The 21,689-nt window shown below is 69.8% G+C and carries 20 protein-coding genes; 14 read left to right on the top strand and 6 right to left on the bottom strand.

The features are described 5' to 3' along the window. Nucleotides 1–77 precede the first annotated feature (77 nt). From ASE35_RS19865 to ASE35_RS19855, 3 genes are all read left to right on the top strand, one after another. On the top strand, nt 78–1,379 hold the full coding sequence (locus ASE35_RS19865) for an ammonium transporter (RefSeq protein ID WP_343123529.1): 1,302 nt from the start codon (nt 78–80) through the stop codon (nt 1,377–1,379). Nucleotides 1,380–1,643: 264 nt separating this feature from the next. Continuing rightward, entirely contained in the window at nt 1,644–2,504 is an 861-nt protein-coding gene (locus ASE35_RS19860; protein WP_057164892.1) for an AraC family transcriptional regulator, read from the top strand. Nucleotides 2,505–2,528: 24 nt separating this feature from the next. Next, nucleotides 2,529–2,888 carry a VOC family protein gene (locus ASE35_RS19855; protein WP_057164891.1) on the top strand — a complete coding sequence of 120 codons (360 nt, stop codon included), beginning with the start codon at nt 2,529–2,531 and terminating at the stop codon, nt 2,886–2,888. A gap of 10 nt (nt 2,889–2,898) precedes the next feature. On the opposite strand, the gene ASE35_RS19850 is transcribed toward ASE35_RS19855, so the two are convergent. Then, complete coding sequence (locus ASE35_RS19850) at nt 2,899–3,831, bottom strand: AraC family transcriptional regulator (RefSeq protein ID WP_056179714.1); 933 nt, start codon at nt 3,829–3,831, stop codon at nt 2,899–2,901. 241 nt (nt 3,832–4,072) lie between these two features. Here ASE35_RS19850 and ASE35_RS19845 point away from each other — a divergent pair, with 241 nt between their 5' ends. Then, the gene (locus ASE35_RS19845) at nt 4,073–7,279 is read left to right on the top strand and encodes an efflux RND transporter permease subunit (RefSeq protein WP_057164890.1); all 3,207 of its coding nucleotides are present in this window, start codon (nt 4,073–4,075) and stop codon (nt 7,277–7,279) included. Next, nucleotides 7,276–8,427 carry an efflux RND transporter periplasmic adaptor subunit gene (locus ASE35_RS19840; RefSeq protein ID WP_057164889.1) on the top strand — a complete coding sequence of 384 codons (1,152 nt, stop codon included), beginning with the start codon at nt 7,276–7,278 and terminating at the stop codon, nt 8,425–8,427. Before ASE35_RS19845 ends, ASE35_RS19840 begins: the two co-directional genes overlap by 4 nt. Nucleotides 8,428–8,467: 40 nt before the next feature. Here ASE35_RS19840 and ASE35_RS19835 read toward each other — a convergent pair whose 3' ends face one another. Next, on the bottom strand, nt 8,468–9,160 hold the full coding sequence (locus ASE35_RS19835; RefSeq protein ID WP_056177134.1) for a Crp/Fnr family transcriptional regulator: 693 nt from the start codon (nt 9,158–9,160) through the stop codon (nt 8,468–8,470). Nucleotides 9,161–9,238: 78 nt separating this feature from the next. Here ASE35_RS19835 and ASE35_RS19830 point away from each other — a divergent pair, with 78 nt between their 5' ends. From ASE35_RS19830 to ASE35_RS19820, 3 genes are all read left to right on the top strand, one after another. Next, nucleotides 9,239–10,003: a class II aldolase/adducin family protein gene (locus ASE35_RS19830; RefSeq protein WP_056177131.1), complete on the top strand. Its 765-nt coding sequence runs from the start codon at nt 9,239–9,241 to the stop codon at nt 10,001–10,003. 71 nt (nt 10,004–10,074) lie between these two features. Beyond that, the gene (locus ASE35_RS19825; protein ID WP_056177129.1) at nt 10,075–10,956 is read left to right on the top strand and encodes a bile acid:sodium symporter family protein; all 882 of its coding nucleotides are present in this window, start codon (nt 10,075–10,077) and stop codon (nt 10,954–10,956) included. 114 nt (nt 10,957–11,070) lie between these two features. Further along, nucleotides 11,071–12,633 (top strand): serine hydrolase domain-containing protein, encoded by a 1,563-nt coding sequence (locus ASE35_RS19820; protein WP_082611396.1) that lies wholly within the window; start codon nt 11,071–11,073, stop codon nt 12,631–12,633. A 78-nt stretch (nt 12,634–12,711) separates the two neighbouring features. Here ASE35_RS19820 and ASE35_RS19815 read toward each other — a convergent pair whose 3' ends face one another. The 3 genes from ASE35_RS19815 to ASE35_RS19805 all read right to left on the bottom strand — a co-directional run bounded on the left by ASE35_RS19815 (nt 12,712) and on the right by ASE35_RS19805 (nt 15,715). Then, a complete protein-coding gene (locus ASE35_RS19815; protein WP_082611395.1) occupies nt 12,712–14,034 on the bottom strand; it encodes a hypothetical protein in 1,323 nt (440 codons plus the stop codon). A gap of 68 nt (nt 14,035–14,102) precedes the next feature. Next, entirely contained in the window at nt 14,103–15,332 is a 1,230-nt protein-coding gene (locus ASE35_RS19810; RefSeq protein ID WP_057164888.1) for a M56 family metallopeptidase, read from the bottom strand. A gap of 2 nt (nt 15,333–15,334) precedes the next feature. Further along, nucleotides 15,335–15,715, bottom strand: a complete 381-nt coding sequence (locus tag ASE35_RS19805) for a BlaI/MecI/CopY family transcriptional regulator (protein WP_200943975.1) — start codon at nt 15,713–15,715, stop codon at nt 15,335–15,337. Nucleotides 15,716–15,832: 117 nt separating this feature from the next. Between ASE35_RS19805 and ASE35_RS19800 the strand changes: the two genes are divergently transcribed. Together ASE35_RS19800 and ASE35_RS19795 are read left to right on the top strand one after the other, a co-directional pair. Next, nucleotides 15,833–16,552, top strand: a complete 720-nt coding sequence (locus tag ASE35_RS19800; protein WP_057164887.1) for a glutathione S-transferase N-terminal domain-containing protein — start codon at nt 15,833–15,835, stop codon at nt 16,550–16,552. Nucleotides 16,553–16,627: 75 nt separating this feature from the next. Continuing rightward, nucleotides 16,628–17,008, top strand: a complete 381-nt coding sequence (locus ASE35_RS19795; RefSeq protein WP_057161564.1) for a VOC family protein — start codon at nt 16,628–16,630, stop codon at nt 17,006–17,008. A 90-nt stretch (nt 17,009–17,098) separates the two neighbouring features. On the opposite strand, the gene ASE35_RS19790 is transcribed toward ASE35_RS19795, so the two are convergent. After that, nucleotides 17,099–17,542, bottom strand: a complete 444-nt coding sequence (locus ASE35_RS19790; RefSeq protein WP_057161565.1) for a MarR family transcriptional regulator — start codon at nt 17,540–17,542, stop codon at nt 17,099–17,101. Nucleotides 17,543–17,700: 158 nt separating this feature from the next. Between ASE35_RS19790 and ASE35_RS19785 the strand changes: the two genes are divergently transcribed. The 4 genes from ASE35_RS19785 to ASE35_RS19770 all read left to right on the top strand — a co-directional run bounded on the left by ASE35_RS19785 (nt 17,701) and on the right by ASE35_RS19770 (nt 21,685). After that, nucleotides 17,701–18,495 carry an alpha/beta hydrolase gene (locus tag ASE35_RS19785; RefSeq protein ID WP_057164886.1) on the top strand — a complete coding sequence of 265 codons (795 nt, stop codon included), beginning with the start codon at nt 17,701–17,703 and terminating at the stop codon, nt 18,493–18,495. Nucleotides 18,496–18,815: 320 nt separating this feature from the next. Next, nucleotides 18,816–19,910, top strand: a complete 1,095-nt coding sequence (locus ASE35_RS19780; RefSeq protein WP_057164885.1) for a histidine kinase dimerization/phosphoacceptor domain -containing protein — start codon at nt 18,816–18,818, stop codon at nt 19,908–19,910. Further along, complete coding sequence (locus tag ASE35_RS19775) at nt 19,907–20,518, top strand: response regulator (RefSeq protein WP_057161567.1); 612 nt, start codon at nt 19,907–19,909, stop codon at nt 20,516–20,518. The genes ASE35_RS19780 and ASE35_RS19775 overlap by 4 nt, the downstream gene beginning before the upstream one ends. Before the next feature lie 180 nt (nt 20,519–20,698). Then, complete coding sequence (locus ASE35_RS19770; protein WP_057164884.1) at nt 20,699–21,685, top strand: hypothetical protein; 987 nt, start codon at nt 20,699–20,701, stop codon at nt 21,683–21,685. Nucleotides 21,686–21,689 lie beyond the last annotated feature (4 nt).

The following is a 21,689-nucleotide window of genomic DNA, read 5'->3' as shown; positions in this document are numbered from 1 at the left end:
CCGATATGAAGACGCATGCATTGAAGTCCCGCTCGCGCGAGCGGTCGTTGCCAACCCTGGCCCTGGGCGCGCTGCCCCTGGCTGCACTGCTGGCTCCGCTGGCGGCGCGCGCGCAGGACGCCGCCGCCGCGGTCGAGCCGGTGGTCGACAAGGGCGACGTCGCCTGGATGCTGACCTCGACCCTGTTGGTGCTGTTGATGACCGTGCCCGGCCTAGCCTTGTTCTACGGCGGCCTGGTGCGCTCCAAGAACGTGCTGTCGGTGCTGATGCAGGTGCTGGCGGTGTTCTCGCTGATCGTGCTGTTGTGGGTGGCCTATGGCTACTCGCTGGCGTTCGGCGGTGGCGGCCCCTGGATCGGCACCTTCGACAAGCTGTTCCTGGCCGGCGTGAACAAGGAAACCCTGGCCGCGACCTTCACCGCCGGCGTGGCCTTGCCGGAGTACGTGTTCGTCGCCTTCCAGTCTACCTTCGCCGGCATCACCGGCGCGCTGATCGTCGGCGCCTTCGCCGAGCGCATCAAGTTCTCGGCGGTGCTGCTGTTCTCGGCGCTGTGGTTCACCTTCGCCTACCTGCCGATCGCGCACATGGTCTGGTACGGGCCCGACGGTTATCTGTTCGCCAAGGGCGCGATCGACTTCGCCGGCGGCACCGTGGTGCACATCAACGCCGGCGTCGCCGGCCTGGTCGGTGCCTATTTCGTCGGCAAGCGCGTGGGCTACGGACGCGAGGCGATCAAGCCGCACAACGTCGCCTACACCATGATCGGCGCCTCGTTGTTGTGGGTGGGCTGGTTCGGCTTCAACGCCGGTTCCAACCTCGAAGCCACCGCCGGCGCGGCCCTGGCCTTCCTCAACACCTTGCTGGCGACCGCGGCCGCGGCCCTGGCCTGGAGCCTGGTCGAGGCGGTGATCAAGGGCAAGCCGTCGATGCTGGGCGGCGCCTCGGGCGTGGTCGCCGGCCTGGTCGCGATCACCCCGGCCTGCGGCACGGTCGGGCCGATGGGCGCGATCGCGATCGGCGCGATCGCCGGCGTGGTCTGCGTGTGGGGCGTGCACGGGCTCAAGCGTCTGCTGCGCGCGGACGATGCATTGGACGTGTTCGGCGTGCATGGCCTGGGCGGCATCGTCGGCGCGCTGCTCACCGCGGTGTTCAGTTCGCCCTCGCTGGGCGGCTACGGCCTGGGCGCGGGCAACGACACGATCGCCGCGCAGCTGGGCGTGCAGGCGCTGAGCGTGGGCATCACCGTGCTGTGGTCGGGGCTGGTGTCGGTGCTGGCGTTCGCTGTGGTCAAGCTGGTGTTCGGCCTGCGCGTGGCGGAGGAAGCCGAACGCGAAGGCCTGGACATCACCTCGCACGGCGAATCGGCCTACGAGCATTGACGATGACGGGCCGGAGGCACGCCTCCGGCCCGGCAGGCGGCGCGCGCCGCCGACCCTTCGCAGCAGCGGCGCGGACCGCGTCCGACTGCAAACGCCGTAGCGGCACGAACCGTGGCCCTGCGCGGCTCCGCGCCGCTGCTGCGAAGGATCGGCGTCCCCTTTGAAAAAGGGGGATTGAGGGGGATTTGCTCCCGCTGTGCACGCGCTGCGTCCACCAAGACCGCCGACCCTGCGCCACTACATTCACGGTGCTAGCATCCCCCCATGCACGTCACCACGCTGCTGCAAGGCCCGCTCACGGTGGTCGACTACCGCTGTCAGTCCGGCCCGCAGGATGCGCCCTTCGTCGAGGTGCACGGCCGCCATTCGCTGGCCTATGTGCGTCGCGGCAGTTTCGGCTACCAGACGCGCGGGCGCCGCTACGAACTAATCGCCGGCTCGGTGCTGGTCGGCCGCCCCGGCGACGAATACCTGTGCAGCCACGATCACCACCTGTGCGGCGACGAATGCCTGTCCTTCCACTTCGCCGAGGAGCTGGTCGACGAGCTGGCCGGTGCGCGTCGTAGCGCGGCCAGCCACTGGCTCGCCGCGGGCCTGCCGCCGCTGCCGGAACTGATGGTGCTGGGCGAACTGGCGCAAGCCGCCGCCGACGGACGCAGCGATCTGGGCGTGGACGAGCTCGGCCTGCTGTTCGCCCAGCGCTACCTGAGCGCGGTCGGCGCGGGCGACGCCGGCGCCCCACGCACCCAGGCGCGCGATCGCCGGCGCGCGATCGAGGCCGCGCTGTGGCTGGACGCGCACGCGCACGAGGCGGTGGATCTGGAGCGCACCGCCGCCAGCGCCGGCCTCAGCGCCTTCCATTTCCTGCGCCTGTTCTCGGCCGTCCTCGGCGTCACCCCGCATCAGTACCTGCTGCGCGCGCGGCTGCGGCGTGCGGTGCCCCTGCTGGCCGACGAGGGCCGGCCGATCACGCAGGTAGCCTACGACAGCGGCTTCGCCGACCTGTCCAATTTCGTGCGCACCTTCCGCCGCGCCGCCGGGGTATCGCCGCGCGGTTTCCGCCGCGCCGCGCGCGGCGACCGCAAGATTCTCCAAGAACGCATCGGCGCCTACGTCGCAGGCTGAGCCTCCATCCAAGGAGGTTCCGCCATGTACGACCATATCGGCCTGAAGGTTCGCGATCTCGACGTCAGCCTGCGTTTCTACGAAGCCGCTTTAGGCGCGCTTGGCCATCGCCTGGACTCGCGCTACGAGGGCGGCGCCGGCCTGGGCCCGCAGGGCGCGCCCGCGCTGTGGCTGTACGAGGACGCCAACGCCGTGGGCCAGAGCCACGTCGCCCTACGCGCGCCCGACCGCGCCAGCGTCGAACGCTTCCATGCCGCCGGCGTGCAGGCCGGCGGGCGCGACAACGGCGCGCCGGGATTGCGCGCGGACTACAGCCCGACCTATTACGCCGCCTTCCTGATCGACCCCGACGGCCACAACGTCGAGGCCGTGTGCATGGACTGAGCGGGCGGCCTCAACCCAAACGCGCGCTGCGCACCTGGCCGATTTCCGAGCGCGGCGGCGCGCCGAACAGGCGTTTGTACTCGCGGCTGAACTGCGAGGCGCTCTCGTAGCCGACCTTGTGCGCGGCCGCGACCGCCTCGATGCCGTCGATCAGCATCAGCCGGCGCGCTTCGTGCAGGCGCAGCTGCTTCTGGAACTGCAGCGGCGACATCGTGGTCACGGCCTTGAACTGGTGATGCAGCGAGGAGGTGCTCATGTGCACCGACTGCGCCAGGTCGTCGATGCTCAGCGGCTGCAGGTACTGCTGGCGCAGCATCTCGACCGCGCGCGCGATCCGGTGCGAGCGGGTGTCGGCCACCGCCAGATCGCACAGGCGATGGCCGAGGTCGCCGACCAGCACGCGGTAGAAGATCTCGCGCAGCGCGATCGGCGCCAGCACCGGCAGGTCGGCCGGCGTTTCCAACAAGCGCATCAGGCGCAACACCGCGTCCAGCAGCGGCGCGTTCACGCGCGCGGCGTACAGGCCGCGGTCGATGCCGGTAGACGGCGCCTGCGGGCCGGCGTCCAGGATCAGCGCGGCGATCTCGTCCGGATCGATGTCCAGGCGCAGGCACAGGTAGGGCTTCTCCGGCGTGGCCTGGGTGATCTGCCCGATCATCGGCAGGGTCACCGACACCACCAGATAGTTCAGCGGATCGTAGTGATAGGTCTCGCCGGCCAGCATCGCGACCTTGCTGCCCTGGGCGACGATGCACAGGCGCGGCTCGTACAGGGTCGGCTTGCACGGCGTCGGGGTGCTGGAGCGGATCAGGTACAGCTGCGGCACGGCGGTGGGGTGCACGCCGTCCTCGGGGGTCAATCGGGCAATCCGGTCGGCCAGCTCCGCCTGCGGGGCGCAGACCCCGTTGCGGGCGACAGACTCGGCGGAAGTGTTGGCGTTCATGGCTTCCAGCATCCGGCAGGGACGCTGCGATTATGTTTGCGGATCCTGTCGTTCGGCAGGCCCGGTTGGCGAAATTGCAGGATTGGGCAACGATTCGACAGCATCGTACTAACTGCCGACGCCCCCCGGGGCCTAACGTACGCCTCACCCCCCGACCCGACCGGGCCCGCCCCGGCGCGGCGCGCGCGCGCCTCGCCCCGACGCCCCCGGCCGAGGTTCCCTCGCACCGGGAAACGCCGCGATGTGGATCGTTCAATACGCGCTGGACCGCCGCTACACCATCGGCGTGCTGGCTATCCTGATCCTGCTGTTCGGTACGTTGTCGGCGCGGCGCATGCCCACCGACATCCTGCCCGAGGTCGGCATCCCCTCGATCAACCTGATCTGGACCTACAACGGTCTGCCGGCCGCGGACATGGCCGCCAAGCTCACCTCGTTCTCCGAGGTCGCGATCATGAACACGGTCGACGACCTGCGCGAGGTGCGCTCGGAGTCGATCAACGGCGCCAGCATCGTGCGCATCGACTTCCAGCCCACGGTCAGCCTGGACCGCGCCCTGGGCCAGATCACCGCGGTCTCGCAGACCATCCTGCGGCGCATGCCGCCGGGCACCTCGCCGCCGCTGGTGATCCGCAACAACGTCTCCAGCACGCCGGTGCTGCAGTTGGTGCTGTCCTCGGACTCGCTGACCGAAGCGCAGTTGTACGACTATGCGCGCCTGCAACTGCGCTCGCAGATCCAGACCATCCCCGGCATCCGCCTGACCCTGCCCTATGGCGGCGCGGCGCGCCAGATCATGGTCGACCTGGATCCCTCGGCGCTGCAGACCTACGGCCTGACGCCCAGCGACGTGACCTCGGCGCTGGAACGCGGCAGCCCGACCCTGCCCTCGGGCGCGATCCGCGAGGGCGCGCGCGAGCTGCAGATCTCGCTCGACACCAGCCCGGCGACCGCGGCCGACTTTCTCGATCTGCCGGTGACCGCGCGCAACGGCAGCGTGATCTACGTGCGCGACGTGGCCTCAGTGCGCGACGGTGGCGCGCTGCAGACCAACGTGGCGCGTATGGACGGTTCCAGCGCGGTGTCGGTGGCGCTGATCAAGCTCGGCGGCGCGTCCGCGGTCGAGATCGTGCGCGCGGTGCGCGCGCGCCTGCCCGAAATCGAAGCCTCGGCGCCGCCGGGCATGCGCATCCAACCGATCTTCGACCAATCCGTGTTCGTCGATCACGCGATCGGTTCGATCCAGCACGAGGCGCTGCTGGTCGGCTTGCTGGTGGCCCTGGTGGTGCTGGTGTTCATCGGCTCCTGGCGCTCCAGTCTGATCGTGCTGTCGGCCATTCCGCTGGCGCTGCTGGCCTCGGTGTCGCTGCTGCACCTGCTGGGCTACACCTTCAACGTGATGACCCTGGGCGGCCTGGCGCTGGCGATCGGCATCCTGGTCGACAACGCAGTGGTGGACGTGGAGAACACCAACCGCAACATCGCCCTGGGCAAGGACGTGCGCACCGCGATCCTGGACAGCGCGCGCGAGGTGGTGTTCCCCGAGTTCGTCTCCACGGTGGCGATCTGCATCGTGCTCACCCCGATCCTGCTGATGACCGGCCTGTCGGCCTGGGTGTTCACGCCGCTGGCGCTGGCGGTGATCTTCGCCATGGCGGCCTCGTTCCTGCTCTCGCGCACCCTGATCCCGGTGCTGTGCTATCTGCTGCTGCCGGCCGACATCGAAAGCCGCGCGCGCCCGCGCTGGCGCGCCGAGCGCGCGCTGCTGGCGATCAACCACCGCGTCGAGCACACCCTGGAATCGCTGCGCGAGCGCCATCACGACCTGCTGGTGCGGCTGGGCCACCACGGCGGCGTGCTCGCCCTGGCCGCGCTGCTGACCGTCGGCGTGGGCGCGGCCTCGGCGTTGATGCTGGGCCGCGAGTACTTCCCCCAGGTCGATGCCGGCCAGCTGCGCCTGCAGGTGCGGATGCCCTCGGGCATGCGCCTGGAAGAGACCGCGGCGCGCCTCACCCAGATCCAGCGCGAGATTCGCGACATCATTCCCGCGCGGGAACTGGAAACCGTCTACGAACAGATCGGCGTGCCCGACGCGGTCAACCTGGCGATGGTCGACAGCGCCGTGGTCGGCTCCTTCGAGGCCGAGGTGATGCTGCAGCTGCGCTCGCCGCACGCGCCCAGCCGCTTGTACCTGCAGCGACTGCGCGAACGCATCGCGCAGAAATTCCCCGACGTCAAAGTGTTCGAGCGTCCGCCGGACGCGACCAGCCGCACCCTGTCCGGCTCGGCCGCGACGATGCTGGAGATACGCCTGGTCGGCCGCGACAGCGCCGGCAACCTCGCCCTAGCGCGCGAGATCGAACAGCGCCTGCGCCAGGTGCCGGGTGCGGTCGACGTGGCCCTGCGTCAGGTCCTGGATCTGCCGGAGTATCAGGTCAAGATCGATCGCACCCGCGCCGCCCAGCTCGGCCTGGACACCCAGCAGGCCAGCCGCGCCGTGCTGGCGGTGCTGGGCTCGGCCGGCACGGTGTCGCCGGTGTACTGGACCGACACCGTCAACGCGATCGCCTACACCGTGCAGGTGCAGGCGCCGCCCGCGCGCCTGGGCGACATCGACACCCTGTTGAACACGCCGCTGCGCATCGGCGCCAACGGCCAGGCGGTGCTGTTGCGCAATATCGCCACCGTCACCCCGCGCACGGTGCCGGCCAGCATCGGCCGCACCACCCTGGCGCCGACCATCAGCGTGCTGGCCAACGTGCAGGGCACCGACCTGGGCTCGGTCTACGATCGATTGACCGCGATCACCCACGAACTCGAAGCCCGCCTCAAGCCCGGCAACCGCATCGAGATCGCCGGCCAGGCCGGCGAGATGCAAAGCGCCTACGGCGAACTCGCGGCCGGTCTGCTGATGTCCGCGGTGCTGGTGTTCCTGGTGCTGGTGGTGAACTTCCAGTCCTGGATCCAGCCGCTAGTGGCGATGTCGGGCCTGCCGATCGCGATCGCCGGCGCCGCCTTCGGCCTGTTCGCGACCGGCACGCCGCTGAGCGTGCCGGCGCTGATGGGCGTGATGATGGTGATCGGCGTGTCGACCGCGAACAGCGTGCTGGTCACCAGCTTCGCGCGCGGCCTGATCGCCGAAGGCCACGATCCCGAACTGGCCGCCTACGAATCCGCCGCGGTGCGCCTGCGCCCGGTGCTGATGACCGCCAGCGCGATGGTGCTGGGCATCGTGCCGATGGCGATCGGTCTGGGCGAGGGCGGCGAACAGAACGCGCCGCTGGGCCGCGCGGTGATCGGCGGCCTGCTGTTCGGCACCCCCGCCACCCTGGTGCTGGTGCCTTCGATCCTGGCCGTGCTCGGCCGCCACATCAAACGACGCGCGGCGCGCCACGCGCACGCCGTACCCACCGCCGCCGGCGCCGCCGAGGCAGGAGCGACCCCATGAATCTGCTCATCCATTCCGACCGCACGCACGCTCGCTCCGCCCGCGCCGCGGGCGCCTTGAGTCTGGCGATCGCCCTCGCGCTGGGCGCGGGCTGCAGCCGCAGCGAAGCCGAGACCACGCCGGCCAAGGGCTTGCCGGAAGTGCTGGCGGTGGCGGTGAAGCCGGCCGACAGCGAACTCGAACTGCGCCTGCCGGCGCGCGCCTACGCCGGCGAGTCGGCGCAGATCTACGCGCGCGCCACCGGCTTCGTGCGCGAGCGCCAGGTCGATCTGGGCGATCGCGTCGCCGCCGGCCAGGTGCTGGCGACGATCTCCGCGCCGGAAGTCGATCAGGCCGTGCGCGAGGCCGCGGCCGATCTCAACCAGGCCAACGCCGATCGCGAGCTGGCCCAGGTCAACTTCGACCGCGCCCAGGTGCTGGTCGGCTCGGGCGCGATCTCCAAGGAGATGTACAGCGACCGCAAGGCCAACCGCGACGCCGCCGCCGCCGCGCGCGCGGCCGCCGAGGCGCGTCTGACCAGTGCGCGCGAGCGCAGCGCGTTCCAAAGCGTGCGCGCGCCGTTCGCCGGCGTGGTCTCGGCGCGCAATATCGAGCGCGGCGACCGCGTGGTCGCCGATTCGGCGGCCTCGGCGCTGCCGATGTTCGAGATCAATGCGCTGGACCCGCTGCGGATCGTGATCGACGTGCCGCAAAGCGCCGCGCTGCAGGTGCACGCCGGCCTGCAGGCGGAGGTGCGTTTCCCGGAATTGCCGGGCGAGACCTTCAAGGCCGAAGTCGCGCGCAGCGCGCAAAGCCTGTCGCGCGATCTCGGCGCGATGCGCGTGGAGCTGCGTCTGCCCAACGCCGATGGCCGCATTCCCGCCGGCATGGTCGGCGAAGTGCGCCTGAAGGTCGCGCGCGCCGCGCCGGCGGTGCTGGTGCCGGTCTCGGCGGTGATCCAGGGCGGCGCCGGCCCGCGCGTGGCGGCGCTGCGCAAGGACGCGACCCTGGAGTTCCGCAGCGTCGCCCTGGGCCGCAACCTCGGCGGCGAGATCGAGATCGTGTCCGGCCTGGCGCCGGGCGATACCGTGGTGCAGGCCCCGAACGCGCTGCTGGGCGAAGGCGACAAGGTGCGGATCAAGCCGTCGCCGGCACCGGGCAAATCCTGAGTATCGCCGCGCACGCGCGCGGCGCTTGGCCCCCAAGGCTCTAAGGCTTCGCGCCGCCGGTCAGGGCGCGCACGCGTTCGCTGTCCAGCAGCGCGATGCGGCTGTACTCGACCCGGATCAGCCCCAGCGCTTCCCAGCGGTTGAGCTCCTTGCTCACGCTTTGGCGGGTCGCGCCGATCATGCGCGCCAGATCCTCCTGCGGCAGGTGCAGGTCGATCACGATGCCCGCGCCTTGGGTCGCGCTGCCGTACACGCCGGCCAGCTCCAGCAGACGCTTGGCCAGCCGCGCCGACAACGGCAGCGTCATCATGTCTTCGACGAAGTCCAGCGACATGCGCAGGCGCCGGCACAGCAGTTTGGCGAAGGCCCGGTAGAGCTGATGGTGCTGGTCCAGCAGCGCCATGAACTTGGCCCGCGGCAGCAGCATCACCTCGGTGTCGCCGACCGCATGCGCGTCCTGCGGGCGCGGGCTGGCATCGAACATCGACACCTCGCCGAACCAGCTGCCGGGCTCGAACCAGGTCAGCAGCACTTCGCGGCCGTCGGCATGGGTCAGGCTGATCCGGATCCGCCCGCTCACCACGCCGTACAGGCCGTCGGCGTCGTCGCCGCGCGCGTACAGCAGCTCGCCGTGGCGCAGACGCTTGCGCAGCGACATGCTCGCCAGCAGGGCCGTCACTTCGGGCGGCAGGTCGCGCAACCACGGGTCGGCGTTCGCGTTCGACAAGGGCATGGCCAGAGTGTCGGCAATCCGACGGACTCCGTCCAGCGCGGCTGCTAGCGTGCTGCGCTTCTGGTCCGAGGCGAAGCCATGAGCACAAATACGCACGCTACGAGTGCCGGATTTTCGGCGGAAGAATGGGCCCTGCGCGTGGATCTGGCCGCCGCTTACCGGCTGGTCGCCCTGTTCGGCTGGGACGACCTGGTGTTCACCCACCTCAGCGCGCGCATCCCGGGCCCGGAGCACCACTTCCTGATCAATCCCTACGGCTACATGTTCGACGAGATCACCGCCTCGTCCCTGGTCAAGATCGACCTGCAAGGCAACAAGCTCGACGACTCGCCGCATCCGGTCAATCCGGCCGGTTTCACCATCCACAGCTGCGTGCACGCCGCCCGCGAGGATGCGCAGTGCGTGATGCACGTCCATTCGATCAACGGCATCGCGGTCTCGGCGCAGCAACAGGGCCTGCTGCCCTTGTCGCAGCAGTCGACCCTGGTGCTGTCGTCGCTGGCCTACCACGACTACGAAGGCCTGGCGCTCAACGAGGACGAAAAGCCCAGGCTGGTGCGCGACCTCGGCGACAAGACCTTCCTCATGCTGCGCAATCACGGCCTGCTGACCGCCGCGCGCAGCATCGCCGATGCCTTCCTGGCGCTGTACATCTTCGAGGCGGCCTGCATGATCCAGGTGCGCGCGCTGGCCGGCGATCGCGCGCTCGTCCGCGTGCCGCAGCCCATCGTCGACGGCATGCAGGCCCAGGCCGCGCAGGTCACGCGCGGCCTGGGCGGCGCGTTGGTGTGGCCGGGGCTGCTGCGGCGTCTGCAGCGCTTCAACCCCGGTTACGACAGTTGACCTTCGGGGCCGGTTCGGGCGTCAATCCAGAATCAGCGGATTCCCACTCTCCGGCCCAGGGGTAAGCAGGCATGGAAGACAGCCGTTTGTTGCAGGTGCTGCTGCCGATCGCGATCGCGTTGATCATGACCGGCATCGGCATGTCGTTGACGCTCGCGGATTTCCTGCGCATAGGCGAACGGCCCAAGCCGGTGCTGGTCGGTGTGCTCGGTCACTATCTGTGGCTGCCGGCGCTGGGCTTCTTCATCGCCTGGGCGTTCGCGCTGCCGCCGGAATTCGCGGTCGGCCTGGTCCTGGTCGCGGCCTGTCCCAGCGGTTCTTCCTCCAATGCGCTGACCTACCTGGCGCGCGGCAACGTGGCCCTGGCGGTCAGCCTCACCGTGATCAGCGGCCTGGTCACCTTCCTGAGCGTGCCGTTGCTGGTCAATCTGGCCCTGCAGTGGTTCGCCGGCGAGCGCGCCGATCTGCAGGTGCCGTTCCGCAGCACCGCGCTGCATCTGGCCGCATTGGTGCTGGTACCGATCCTGGTCGGCATGGGCGTGCGCCGCCTGGCGCCGGCGTTCGCGCTGCGGATCGAGAAATGGACCGGCGCGTTCGCGCTGCTGGTGTTGTTCGCGATCATCGTCGCGCTGATCGTCCAGCAATGGGCGAATCTGCCGACCTTGCTGCGCGGCGTCGGCCTGCCCGCGTTCGCGCTGGCCTGCGGCGCCACCGCCGGCGGCGTCGCCCTGGGCCGCCTGCTGCGCCTGGATCTGCCCGATGCGCTGACCATCGGCATCGAAGTCGGCGTGCAGAACGCGACCCTGGCCGCCCTGCTGGCGCTGAGCCTGATGAAGTCCGAGCAGATCGCGGTGCCGGCGCTGATGTACGGAATGATGATGTACCTGCCGGCCGCGGTAGTGGTGATGTACGGACGGCGCGCATCGCGGCGCGCGGCCGTGCCGGCGACCTAGCGCAAAGTTCCGGCGTTGCGACGGGCCGGTGCGCGCCCACGCCTCGCGGCCCGTAGGCTAGCTCGTCGCGGCACGTATGGTGGCCGCCTGTCAGCTCGCAAGAAGGAAGCCGCCATGCCCGTCGAGTCCGCCTGTCGTCCATCGAACTCCGCGCGCGGCACCGGCATCGGCCTGCGCCTGCGTTGCTTGGGTTTGGCCGCGTGCGTCGTCGCGGCGACGGTGCAGGCGCAGCCGCCGACCGAACCGGATCCCTTCGCCGCTCTGGATCACGGCCTGCGTCCCAGCGTGATCGCCGCCGGCCAGGCGCCGCCGCGTTGGTCGCTGGCCGAGCGCATGCGCCATTACCACGTGCCCGGCGTGGCGATCGCGCTGGTGAAGAACGGCGAAGTGGTGCGCGCAGCCGGCTACGGCGTGCGCGAGGCCGGCACCCAGGACAAGGTGGACGGCGACACGCTGTTCTCGGTGGGCTCGATCAGCAAGGTCGCCACCGCGACCACCACCCTGCGCCTGGTCGCGCAGGGGCGGCTGGATCTGGACCGCGATGTCGGCGACTACCTGCGGCGCTGGAAGCTGCCGGCCGCCGTCGCGGACGCATCGCCGCCGCGGGTGAGCCTGCGCATGCTGATGTCGCACACCTCGGGCCTGGGCGTGCACGGCTTCGCGGATTACCAGCCGAACGAAGCGCTGCCGACGCTGGTGCAGGTGCTGGACGGCCAGGCGCCGGCCAAGGGCGAAGCGGTGCGCTTCAAGCATGCGCCCGGCGCGGTCGTGGACTACTCCGGCGGCGGCGTCACCGTGGAGCAACTCGCGCTGGAAGACGTGTCCGGCCAGTCCTTGCAGGCGCTGGCGCAGGCGCAGGTATTCGCGCCGTTGGGCATGCGCCGCAGCACCTTCGAAAGCCCGCTGTCGGCCGCGCGCGGCAACATCGCCAAGGCCCACGACCTCGATGGCGACCGGGTCGCGCTGCCGCGCGGCTGGGAGAGTTTCGGCGAGGGCGGCGCGTCCGGGCTATGGACCAGCGCGAACGATCTGGGCCGCTTGGTCGGCGCTTTGATCAAGAGCTATCAGGGGCGCGGCGATTTCCTGCCGCAGCCCTTGGCGACGGCGATGATGACCGAGGTCTCGCCCAGCGTATTCGGCCTGGGTCCGCGTCTGGGCGGCTCGGGCCAGAGCCGTTATTTCTTCCACATGGGCGCCAACGAAAGCTATTTGGCCCTGATGGAGGGTTATCCGGAAACCGGCGACGGCTACGTGGTGCTGACCAACGCCAGCAACGGCGGCGTGCTGATCGACGAAATCCGCAATGCCCTGGCCGACGCGATCATGCCGGGCGCTCGCCCGCCGGTACGGGCGGTGGCCCAGCGTCTGCCGCCGTCGCCGGATTTTGTCGGCGCTTATCGGCTCGACCCGCAGACGCCGATGGATCTGCGCCGCGCCACCGCCGACAACTTCGATTACCCGGGCTTCCGCGTGAACGTCGCCGGCGACACCGTCGAGCTGCTGATGGCCGGACGCGAGCAGCCGGTGCGCTTGCAGTCGCTGGGGCCGGCGCGCTACGTGTATGCCGGGCTCTACACCATCGTCTTCGACTTCCGTCGCGACGCCTGGGGCAAGGTGCGCGGTCTGACGGTGGCGATCCCGGAAACGGATTCGGTGACCTACTACCTTAGGGAGTAGTGGAGGTCCGCGCTCGGCCGCGGCGCCGTGCAGCGCGCCCCGACCGCGAGGCGCTCGCAGCGCTCGTCGCCGCGCCGGCTATGGTGTGCCGGCGGCATCCGTCGGCGTCTGCGCCACGATCAGGTCGCCGGCGCGCGCGCCCGGTCGCACGGACCAGCCGGGCGCCAGATCGAGCCGCCAGCCCTCGCCCTTGATTCCGGACGGGTCCGCGCCTTTTACGGACACCGTCGCTTGTTTGGCGGTCAGCAACGCGCCGCCGCTGTCGACCTGCAGCGCGCCCCATTCGCCGGTCAAGCGCAGGGTCGGGTAGACCATGCCCAGCTCGCCCAGCGGGATCAGGGTTTGCGGATTGAACTGACGATTGCTCTTTTTGAGCGCGATGATCAGGACCGGGCCGTCGACCAGGCGCGCCGTCAGCTCCGCCGCCTGCGCGCGCTTTTGCCGGTCGCGCGCCTCCTCCGCCGATCGCAGTGCGCCGTCGTCGTAGTGCGTGGCGCGCGCGGCTAGCGTCTTCGGGTCCGGATCGGGCAGGCGCATCGCCGCACTCAACAACTGGTCCAGCCGCTGTCCGGAACCGAGCTTGTCGCGCCAGGCCGGATCGGCCTCGTCCAGCAGCAGGCCATAGGCCGGGCCCGTGGCGTACGCGAACGAACGCACGAAGCTGGGCGCCTGCACGAACGCGGACAGGTCGTACTCGGCGTGGGCGATGCGCGCCTTGGGATCGTTGAGGCCGACCTTGACGCCGGTGTATTCGGGCACGCCCTCGTTGATCTCGAGCTGGCCTTCTTCCAGCGCGGCCTGCGCGAACAGGCGATAGCGTTCGTGCCGGAACAGCAGCGCGTCGCTCAGGGCCGCCTGCCGCAGCGCGGGCGTCGTCGCTTTCAGGGCCTGCGCCAGGGCGCGCCATTCCAGCTGCAACAGATAGCGGCCTTCCAGCGTGTCCAGGTGCCGGTTGCCGACTTCGTTGCGAGTGAGGCCCAACGTCGGCTGGATGCGATGGAACAGCTCGTGCGCGATCAGCACCTGGCGTTTGTCCGCCTCCGTGGGCAAAGGCCACAGCAGCTGGGTCCAGCGCACGCCCGCCCATTCGGTGGGCGTGTTGGCGATGATCACGCTCTCGGGCAAGGTCCCGGCGAACAGCGCGCCGGACGCCACCAGCCGGCCTTCCTTGTCGGCGACGTTGGCCACGACCGAACGATCCGTGTAGTCGACCAGCAGGATCGGGCCGCACAAGGAGGTTCCCCACAGCGCGCCCTCGTCGCGCTCGCACAGGGCTTTCGCCTCGGCGAACACGCGGGCCGCGTCGGCGGGGTCGGGGGCGGCGGTGGCGCGCGACGGCAGCAACAAGGCGGCCAGGGCGACGGCCAGGGCGGAACGGGTCAGGCCGGAGAGCAGGTCCATGCGATCCCTCTACGATTGTTGTCGTACTTATCTACGACGCGCATCGTATATCAGGGCCGGGCGGGTGGCTAGCCGCGCGCATTCCAACGGATTCGCCCATTCGCGAACACCCGCAAGGACACCGCCGGGCGTCGGTTCGCGCCCAGCAGCAGGACCGTATCGCCCTGCTGGATGATGCGTTCGCTGGGCACGGCCTGGCGTTCGATCGAAGCCTGCACGACCCGGCCCTGGCGGATACGCAAGGCGAAGCTGCCGGCCGGGTCGCGCGCGTTGACGACCACGGTGGGGCCGAACCCGCTGGCGATATAGCGGTCCTGCATGCGCGCGGCGTTGAGGCCGGGCGCGGCCAGGGCCAGCGCGGCGCCAAGCACCGCCAGCACGCCGACGGCGCCGCCCGCGCGTGCGCGCAGCGAGGGCGCGGCGCGCTCGGGCGACAGCAACCGATGCAGGCGCACGCTCAGCGCGGCGCCACCGGAAGACGCCATCGCGACCGGATGCGCATGGCGGTCTTCCGCCAGGCGCAGCAGCCCCTGCGCGAGCGTCTTCGCCGCGGCACCCCGACGCACCGCGGCCGCGTCGCAGGCGGCCTCGCGCTCGAAAGCGAGGCTGCGATACAGCGCCCAGGCTGCGGGGTGAAACCACACCAGCATCAGGCCCAGGCGCTGCAGCAGGTTGCAGGCGAAATCCTGCCGGCGCGCGTGCGCCAGCTCGTGCAGCAGGACGGCCTCGCGCTCCGCTGCCGGCAGGCGGGCCATGAAATCCGCCGGCACCATCAGGACCGCGCGCCGGAAGCCGATCACCTGCGGCCCGGCGACCGCGGCGATGCGCGTCTCCAGCCGACGGTGCCCGCCGTCGTTGACGCGCAAGCGATCCACGGTAGCGACCAACGCGGCCGGCGCCGCGTGCAGCGGCATGGCCGCCAGGCGCGCGAGTTCGCCGAACAACCCGATCGCCTGCCAGCCGGCGCCGCACAGCCAGCATGCCGCGACCGACGCCAGTAGGCCCAGGTAGGCCGCGCTCACCGTCGGCGGCGGCAGATCGATGGCCGGCTTCTCGCGCGAAATCTCGCCGCCCATGGTCGCGAACAACAGATGGAACGACACGATCGTGAGCACGGGCAGGGCCGCCAGCAGCGCGAAATGCGCACTGGCCACGCGATAGCGAAGGCCGGGGCGGGCAACGGGAATCAGCCGGCTGGACAGGCGCCACGACGACCACAGCAGGACGCCTTGCAGCAGCGTCCCGCCCAGAGCGAACGCCAGCAGCTCGAAGACGTACGCCAGCGTCGCCGGTGCCATGCTCAGTCGGAACCGGCTTCCAGCCGTTGGATCACCGCCTTGAGTTCGGCCAGCTCCTGCTGATCGATCGGGCGCGCGTCCAGGGCCTGCATGGCCAAGGCCAGCGACGAACCGGAGAACGCGCTGTCCATCCAGCCGCGCACCAGCCGGTTGAGGGTGGGGCGCTCGGACACGGCGGCCTTGTAGACATGCTGGCGCGCGTCGGTGGCGCGCGAGACCAAGCCCTTGGCCAGCATGTTCTGCAGGATCTTCAAGGCGCTGGTGTAGCCGGTATCGGTGCCGGCGTACACCGCTTCATGCACCTGTTTCACCGTCGCCGGCCCGTCCCGCCACAGGATGCGCAGGATGGCGAGTTCGGCGGCGGTCGGTGGCGATTTCTTCACCGGATCAGGATGCGACGATCGCGCCCGCAAGACAAGGCGCATACTCGTGCCGGGACGGGTTGGCCGACGTGTCGGCTGCGGTGAAGACCGGCGGCGGGACGACTCCAGGTGGACGATATGGCGCTGCTGGTAGGCGAGGCATTCTCTCCATGGACCCTTAAGGCGCGCTGGGCGCTGGACCGTTGCGGCGTCGACTACGCCTATCGCGAATACACGCCTGGCATCAGCGAGCCCTGGCTGCGCTGGCGGCTGGGACTCTGGCGCCAGCCGGTGTCGGTGCCGGTGCTGTTGACGCGTGCGCAGGCGATCCGCGGTTCTTGGAATATCGCCGAGTACGCGGCGCAATGCGCGGGCGACTCACGTCTGGGCGCGCTCGCCGAGGCGCGGCCCTGGGACGAGATCAGCGAACGCGGCCTGGCCGCCGCACGAACGCGAGTGGTGCGCGCGGTGCTCGCCGACGACCGCGCCCTGGACGAGTCGGTGCCGCTGCTGCGCGGCGGCAGTCGCGCGTTGCTCAGGCCGGTGGCGCGCCGGGTGGCGCGACGTCTGGATCGCAAGTACGCGCATCTGGTGCAAGCCAACGCGCACCGCGAATCGCTGCTCGCGCTGCGTGCGGGGCTCGCGCGCGCGGGCACGGGCTACTTGTTCGATCGTTTCGGCTACGCCGACATCAGCATGTCGGTGCTGCTGGAAGCGGTGGTGCCCAGCGCCGGACCCGAAGCGCTGGGTCCGGTCCAGCGCCAGTGCTGGCACGATGCCGCGCTGGCCGCGGAATTCGCCGACCTGCTGGACTGGCGGGATGCGCTCCATCGCGTGTACGGGCGTCGCCCCCGATAGCCATGCCGCTGCCTGCGGCGCTGCCGGGACGGGTGCGCTGGCGCAGCGAATAACCGTTGCAACAAGGAGGGTCGCATGAAACGCACTTGGACCATCATCGGCGTCACCGACGTAGCCACCAGCTTCAAGTGGTATCAGTCGCTGCTGGGCCTGCCGGCCACCGAGCCGGCGCATCGCTACTTCGGACAGATCCTGGATACCGACGGCACGGTGCTGCTGTGCTTGCACGAGTGGGGCGCGCACGAGCATCCGACTCTGGCCAGCCGCGAGCGCGCCGAACCCGGCAACGGCTTGCTGCTGTTCTTCCGCGTCGACGATTTCGCCGCGGCGCTGCCGCGCGCGCGTGCGCTGGTCGCGGCCCTGGAAGAGGAGCCCGGCGTGAATCCGAACACCGGCACCGAGGAGTTCGCCCTGCGCGATCCCGACGGCTACTACGTGATGCTGAGTGCGCTCTGAGGCGCGCGACGCACGCTCAACGCCGCAGCGGCGCCGACTAGGCCAGCAAGCGCGCCGCCGCCGCAACGCGGGCGGCGACGTCATCGCCGCTCATTCCAAGGGCAGGGCCAGTGCATCGCGCAGGCGCTGCACCTGCTTGTTCAGCGCGCCCAACTCCTGCGCGCTCATGCCCGAACGTTCGCCCAGGGTCTCGGCCAGGCAGCGGGTGCGCGCGCGCAGCTCGCGCCCGGCGGTGGTCAGGCGCACATGCACCTGGCGTTCGTCCTGCGCGCTGCGTTGGCGCTCGACCAGGCCGGCCAGTTCCAGGCGCTTGACCAGCGGGGTGATGGTGCTGGGCTCCAGCGCCAAGCGCGTGCCGATCGCGCCGACGGTGAGCCCGTCGTGTTCCCACAGTGCGCTCAGCACGAGGTACTGCGGGTAGGTCAGCCCCAACGCGTCCAGCAGCGGCTTGTAGGCGCGATTGATCGCGATGCCGGCGCCGTACAGCGCGAAGCACAGCTGCTCGTCCAGCGTAAACGGGGTCTTGCCGGCCATGATCGGAGTCCTCGAAGCCTGTTCAGGCAAGCACTTAGCTGAAATAAGCTTATCACGATAAAAAATATCTTGACAGTCTTTTGGGCTCGTGTAGTCTTATCGTTATCGCGATAAATGATATTGCGATATTCATCCCTCAGCCCTCCAGGAGTAGACCCATGAACACCTCGCGCCCCCGTGCTTCCGCCGTCCTGCTGCTCTCCCTGGCCCTGTCGGCGGCGATCTCCACCGCCTCGGCCGCCGAAGCGGCCGCTCCGGCCCCCGCCAAGGACGCCACCACCGTGGTCCTGGTCCACGGCGCCTTCGCCGACGGTTCGTCCTGGAACAAGGTGATCCCGCTGCTGCAGGCCAAGGGCCTCAAGGCGGTCGCGGTGCAGAACCCGCTGACCTCGCTGGAAGACGACGTCGCCGCCACCAACCGCGTCATCAATGCCCAGACCGGCCCGGTCGTGCTGGTCGGCCACTCTTGGGCCGGCACCGTGATCACCCAGGCCGGCACTCACGACAAGGTCAAGTCGCTGGTCTACGTCGCCTCGTTCGCGCCTTCGCTGGGCGAAAGCTCGGGCGAGGGCACCAAGGCCTTCCCGGCCAGCCCCGGCCTGGCCCGCGTGATCGCCGATGCCGACGGCTACCTGACCCTGCCGGCCGATGCCGTCGCCCAGGACTTCGCCCAGGACGTCAGCGCGCAGGAAGCCAACCTGATCGCGGCCACCCAAGGCCCGGTGCGCGCCGCCAACTTCGAACAGAAGGTCACGGCCGCCGCGTGGACCGCCAAGCCCTCCTGGTACATCGTCGCCGCCCAGGACCGCATGATCGATCCGGGCGCGCAGCGTGCGCTGGCGAAGAAGCTCAAGGCCAAGACCACCGTGCTGCAGACCAGCCATGTGCCGATGTCGTCGGATCCGGAAGCGGTGGCCGAGGTGATCGCCGACGCGGCTCGCGCTGCCCGCTGATCCAAGCGTGACGCAGGCGCGGTCTTGCATGTCGCGTGTCGTCGCGAGTTCGCTCTTGTCGGTGCGCATCCCGACGCATGCGTCGCCAGACAGCGGCAAGGAGAACCCGCCTCCGGGTTCTCCTTGCGCCTTGTGGCGCAGCAGCTCGAGCACGCGGCTTGCGGCCGTGTTGCTGGCGGTGGTCGGCAACGGTACCTTTGCAGAGGGCGGCGGGTAGGCGATACCCGGCCGACGCAGGGGTAGGAAAGGGCTGCGGGCTCGCATGGATCCGACATTGCGGGCGCCGCCAGGCAGTGCTCATCACCGGTCGCTTAGCTGGCATGAATTCTCTCGCGCTGCTGCTGATCCTCGCGTGTGCGCTACTGCCGCTGGCGACCTGGCATGCGGCGCGACGCCACGGGCGCCGCGAAGAGTCGCGGCGCCTGATCGCGGTACTGGATGCGTTGTCGTCGCACACGCCGGTCGCATTCGTCGCTTGGGAACCGCGCGCTGGCATCGTGCTGTGGAGCGCCGGCGCGCAACGCCTGTTCGAGGTCGATGCCACGCGGATGCTGGGCCAACCGCTGCCCGCGGGCCTGGATGCGCTGCACCAGGCGGCCGCAGGACTGGAAGGCGCCCGGCCCGCCACGCGCCTGGAATTGCGACGTGCCAACGGCGCCACGGTGGACGCCATCGTCTCGTTCGCCGGCGGCGGCGATGGCGTGATCGTGGCCGCCATCGAGGACGCCGTGTCCAGCGCGGCCAATGCGCACTCGGCGGAGGTCGCGCGCGCGCAACGCGATGCCCTGGTGCGCGAGGTCCACCATCGCATCAAGAACAGCCTGCAAGGCGTGACCGGACTGCTGCGCCAGCACCTGTCCGACAAGCCGCTGCTGAAGCCCCTGCTCGAAGCCGCCTCCGCGCAGGTGTCGGCGATCGCGGCGGTGCATGGCTTGCACGGCGAGGCCAAGGACGGTCAGATCAATCTGCGCATGCTGATGGTGAGGGTGGCCGCGTCCGTTTCCGGCATCATGCACGCACCGATCACGGTATCGGATCGGTGCGCGGCGCTGGAAAGATTCAGCGTCAACGAAGAGGAGTCCGTGCCGGTGGCGATGGTGCTGAACGAGCTGATCATGAACGCGGCGAAGCATCGATCGCGCTCTGGCGTGAATGGCATCGTCGCCATCGACGCGATCGCGCATGCGCAACGGGCGGAAATCCTGGTCAGCAATCCGGGCTTCCTGCCCGCGAACTTCGACTTCAGCGCCGGCGTCAGCCTCGGTAACGGATTGGGTCTGATCCGCTCGCTGTTGCCGCGGCGCGGCGCCAGCATCGGCCTGGCCGAAGAAGGCCGTCGCGTCGTGGCCACCCTCGCGCTGCACGCGCCCGATGTGCTCAGCGAAAGCACGAAAGACCAAGAGGCGATCGCATGAACCGCATACACCGTCTGCTGGTGGTGGACGACGATCGATTGGTGCTCGCGACGGTCTGCCGCGGCTTGCAGGCCGCCGGATATCAGGTCGAATCGGCGCAATCGGTGGACGAAGCGGTCGCGCTGCTGGACGGCTGGCGACCGGACCTGGCCTTGCTGGACATTCGCATGGGCGAGCGCGGCGGTTTCGAACTCGCGCGCGAGCTGCAGGCGCGCGATGGGATTCCTTTCATGTTCCTTTCCGCCTATGGCGACGAAGCCACGGTCGACGAGGCCACCGAGCTGGGCGCGGTGGGGTTTCTGGTCAAGCCGATCGATATCCCGCAAATCATGCCCGCGGTGGAAGCGGCCTTGAAGCGCGCCGCCGATCTGAGCCGCTTGCGCAGCACCGGGCGCCAGCTGGAGCAGGCGCTGGACCAGCAGCGAGGCATCAGCGTCGCGATCGGCATCCTGATGGAACGACACCGGCTGTCGCGCAGCGAAGCGGAGCTGCGCTTGCGCGACACGGCGCGTTCGCAGCGGCGGAAAATGACCGAACTGGCCGAGGGCATCGTGTTCGCCGCCGACGCGCTGGCGGCCTCGGCACTGAATGGCGACCGATCGGATTAGTGATCGTCGTCGCATTTTCGAGAATTGACACGCCCTCGCGATCCGGACTAGCGTCTATCCCAGCCCTGGCGCCCCGCAAGCGCGCTGCGGCGTAACGACTGCCTCGAACCGGCAGGCCATCCGTTCCACTCGGCCCCGCACCCGCCGATCGCATTAGCGATTCCAGGGGAGTGCGCGCCGATGAATACAGACCCTATTTTCGATCCGACGCCCGCTTGCGCGGCGTCCGAACGCGATACTGCGCCTCTCCGCCTGCTCGTCGACGGTCTCGACGCCGACGAACACGCGACGCTCGATGCGATCCTGAAGGTGGTCGCCTCCAAATCCCTGCGCGGCTGGATCTGGGCGCAGAGCACGGACACGGATCTGTATCTGCACACGCGCACCCTGCGCCGGCCCGGCGTGCGCGCCGGCGTGTCGGGCTTGCTGGTGCGCGAACACGAACCGGCCGCGCCGGCCGAAGCGCTCGCTTTGGCGGTTCCGTTCCGCGTCATGGCGGTGCTCGAACTGCTGGATGGCGCGATAGATCGCCTGCAGCAGGAGCAGCTCGCCGTCCAGGGCGGCGTCGCCGCGGCGGCCGAAGCCGTCGAAGACGAAAAGACCCTGGCCTCATCGCTCGCGCGGCTGCTGGTGCGCCCGGTCGAACACACGCTGCGCGTACGCGTGCTGGGTCACGGCACGGTGTACTTGTGCACGCGCAGCCGCACGTACTGCATGGACTTCGAGCAGGCGCAATTGGGCAAGGCGCTGGAGAGCAAGCGCTTCGTGCTCACCGCGATCGCGCCGGATTCGCCGGAACTGGCGGCCGAGCGCGATCGCGGATCGCCGCTGGACGAATTGCTGTGGCCGATCGGCCTGTTGGCCTCGCGCGAGCACGCGGCCCGCCACGAGCGCCACCGCTTGCGCCAGTGGCCGGATTTCGCGCGCCTGCCGCACGATCCGCGGCATTTGCAAGCTTGCGCGGCGCTGGCGGCGGGCGCGATGGACGCCTGTGAACTGGCCGCGGCCACCGGCATGAGCGAGACCGAAGCCGATCACTTCATGCATGCCTGCCAGTTGTGCGGCGTGCTGGAAGTGGCCGCGGTCGCGCCGGCGCCGACTCCGCCCCCGCAAGACAGAGCGACCGGCGGCCTGTTCGACCGTCTGTGGCGACGTTGGATGAAGTAGGAGA

The organism is Lysobacter sp. Root916, from assembly GCF_001429785.1.
GTDB lineage: Bacteria > Pseudomonadota > Gammaproteobacteria > Xanthomonadales > Xanthomonadaceae > Lysobacter.
Note: the sequence above shows the minus strand (reverse complement) of the source record. Positions and strands in the feature narration are given on the sequence as shown.

Bases quoted from the DNA above. Each gene is read 5' to 3' on its own strand.
- ASE35_RS19860 (WP_057164892.1), top strand. From the start codon at position 1,644: ATGCACGTCACCACGCTGCTGCAAGGCCCGCTCACGGTGGTCGACTAC.
- ASE35_RS19855 (WP_057164891.1), top strand. From the start codon at position 2,529: ATGTACGACCATATCGGCCTGAAGGTTCGCGATCTCGACGTCAGCCTG.
- ASE35_RS19850 (WP_056179714.1), bottom strand. From the start codon at position 3,831: ATGAACGCCAACACTTCCGCCGAGTCTGTCGCCCGCAACGGGGTCTGC.
- ASE35_RS19845 (WP_057164890.1), top strand. From the start codon at position 4,073: ATGTGGATCGTTCAATACGCGCTGGACCGCCGCTACACCATCGGCGTG.
- ASE35_RS19840 (WP_057164889.1), top strand. From the start codon at position 7,276: ATGAATCTGCTCATCCATTCCGACCGCACGCACGCTCGCTCCGCCCGC.
- ASE35_RS19835 (WP_056177134.1), bottom strand. From the start codon at position 9,160: ATGCCCTTGTCGAACGCGAACGCCGACCCGTGGTTGCGCGACCTGCCG.
- ASE35_RS19830 (WP_056177131.1), top strand. From the start codon at position 9,239: ATGAGCACAAATACGCACGCTACGAGTGCCGGATTTTCGGCGGAAGAA.
- ASE35_RS19825 (WP_056177129.1), top strand. From the start codon at position 10,075: ATGGAAGACAGCCGTTTGTTGCAGGTGCTGCTGCCGATCGCGATCGCG.
- ASE35_RS19820 (WP_082611396.1), top strand. From the start codon at position 11,071: ATGCCCGTCGAGTCCGCCTGTCGTCCATCGAACTCCGCGCGCGGCACC.
- ASE35_RS19815 (WP_082611395.1), bottom strand. From the start codon at position 14,034: ATGGACCTGCTCTCCGGCCTGACCCGTTCCGCCCTGGCCGTCGCCCTG.
- ASE35_RS19810 (WP_057164888.1), bottom strand. From the start codon at position 15,332: ATGGCACCGGCGACGCTGGCGTACGTCTTCGAGCTGCTGGCGTTCGCT.
- ASE35_RS19800 (WP_057164887.1), top strand. From the start codon at position 15,833: ATGGCGCTGCTGGTAGGCGAGGCATTCTCTCCATGGACCCTTAAGGCG.
- ASE35_RS19795 (WP_057161564.1), top strand. From the start codon at position 16,628: ATGAAACGCACTTGGACCATCATCGGCGTCACCGACGTAGCCACCAGC.
- ASE35_RS19790 (WP_057161565.1), bottom strand. From the start codon at position 17,542: ATGGCCGGCAAGACCCCGTTTACGCTGGACGAGCAGCTGTGCTTCGCG.
- ASE35_RS19785 (WP_057164886.1), top strand. From the start codon at position 17,701: ATGAACACCTCGCGCCCCCGTGCTTCCGCCGTCCTGCTGCTCTCCCTG.
- ASE35_RS19780 (WP_057164885.1), top strand. From the start codon at position 18,816: ATGAATTCTCTCGCGCTGCTGCTGATCCTCGCGTGTGCGCTACTGCCG.
- ASE35_RS19775 (WP_057161567.1), top strand. From the start codon at position 19,907: ATGAACCGCATACACCGTCTGCTGGTGGTGGACGACGATCGATTGGTG.
- ASE35_RS19770 (WP_057164884.1), top strand. From the start codon at position 20,699: ATGAATACAGACCCTATTTTCGATCCGACGCCCGCTTGCGCGGCGTCC.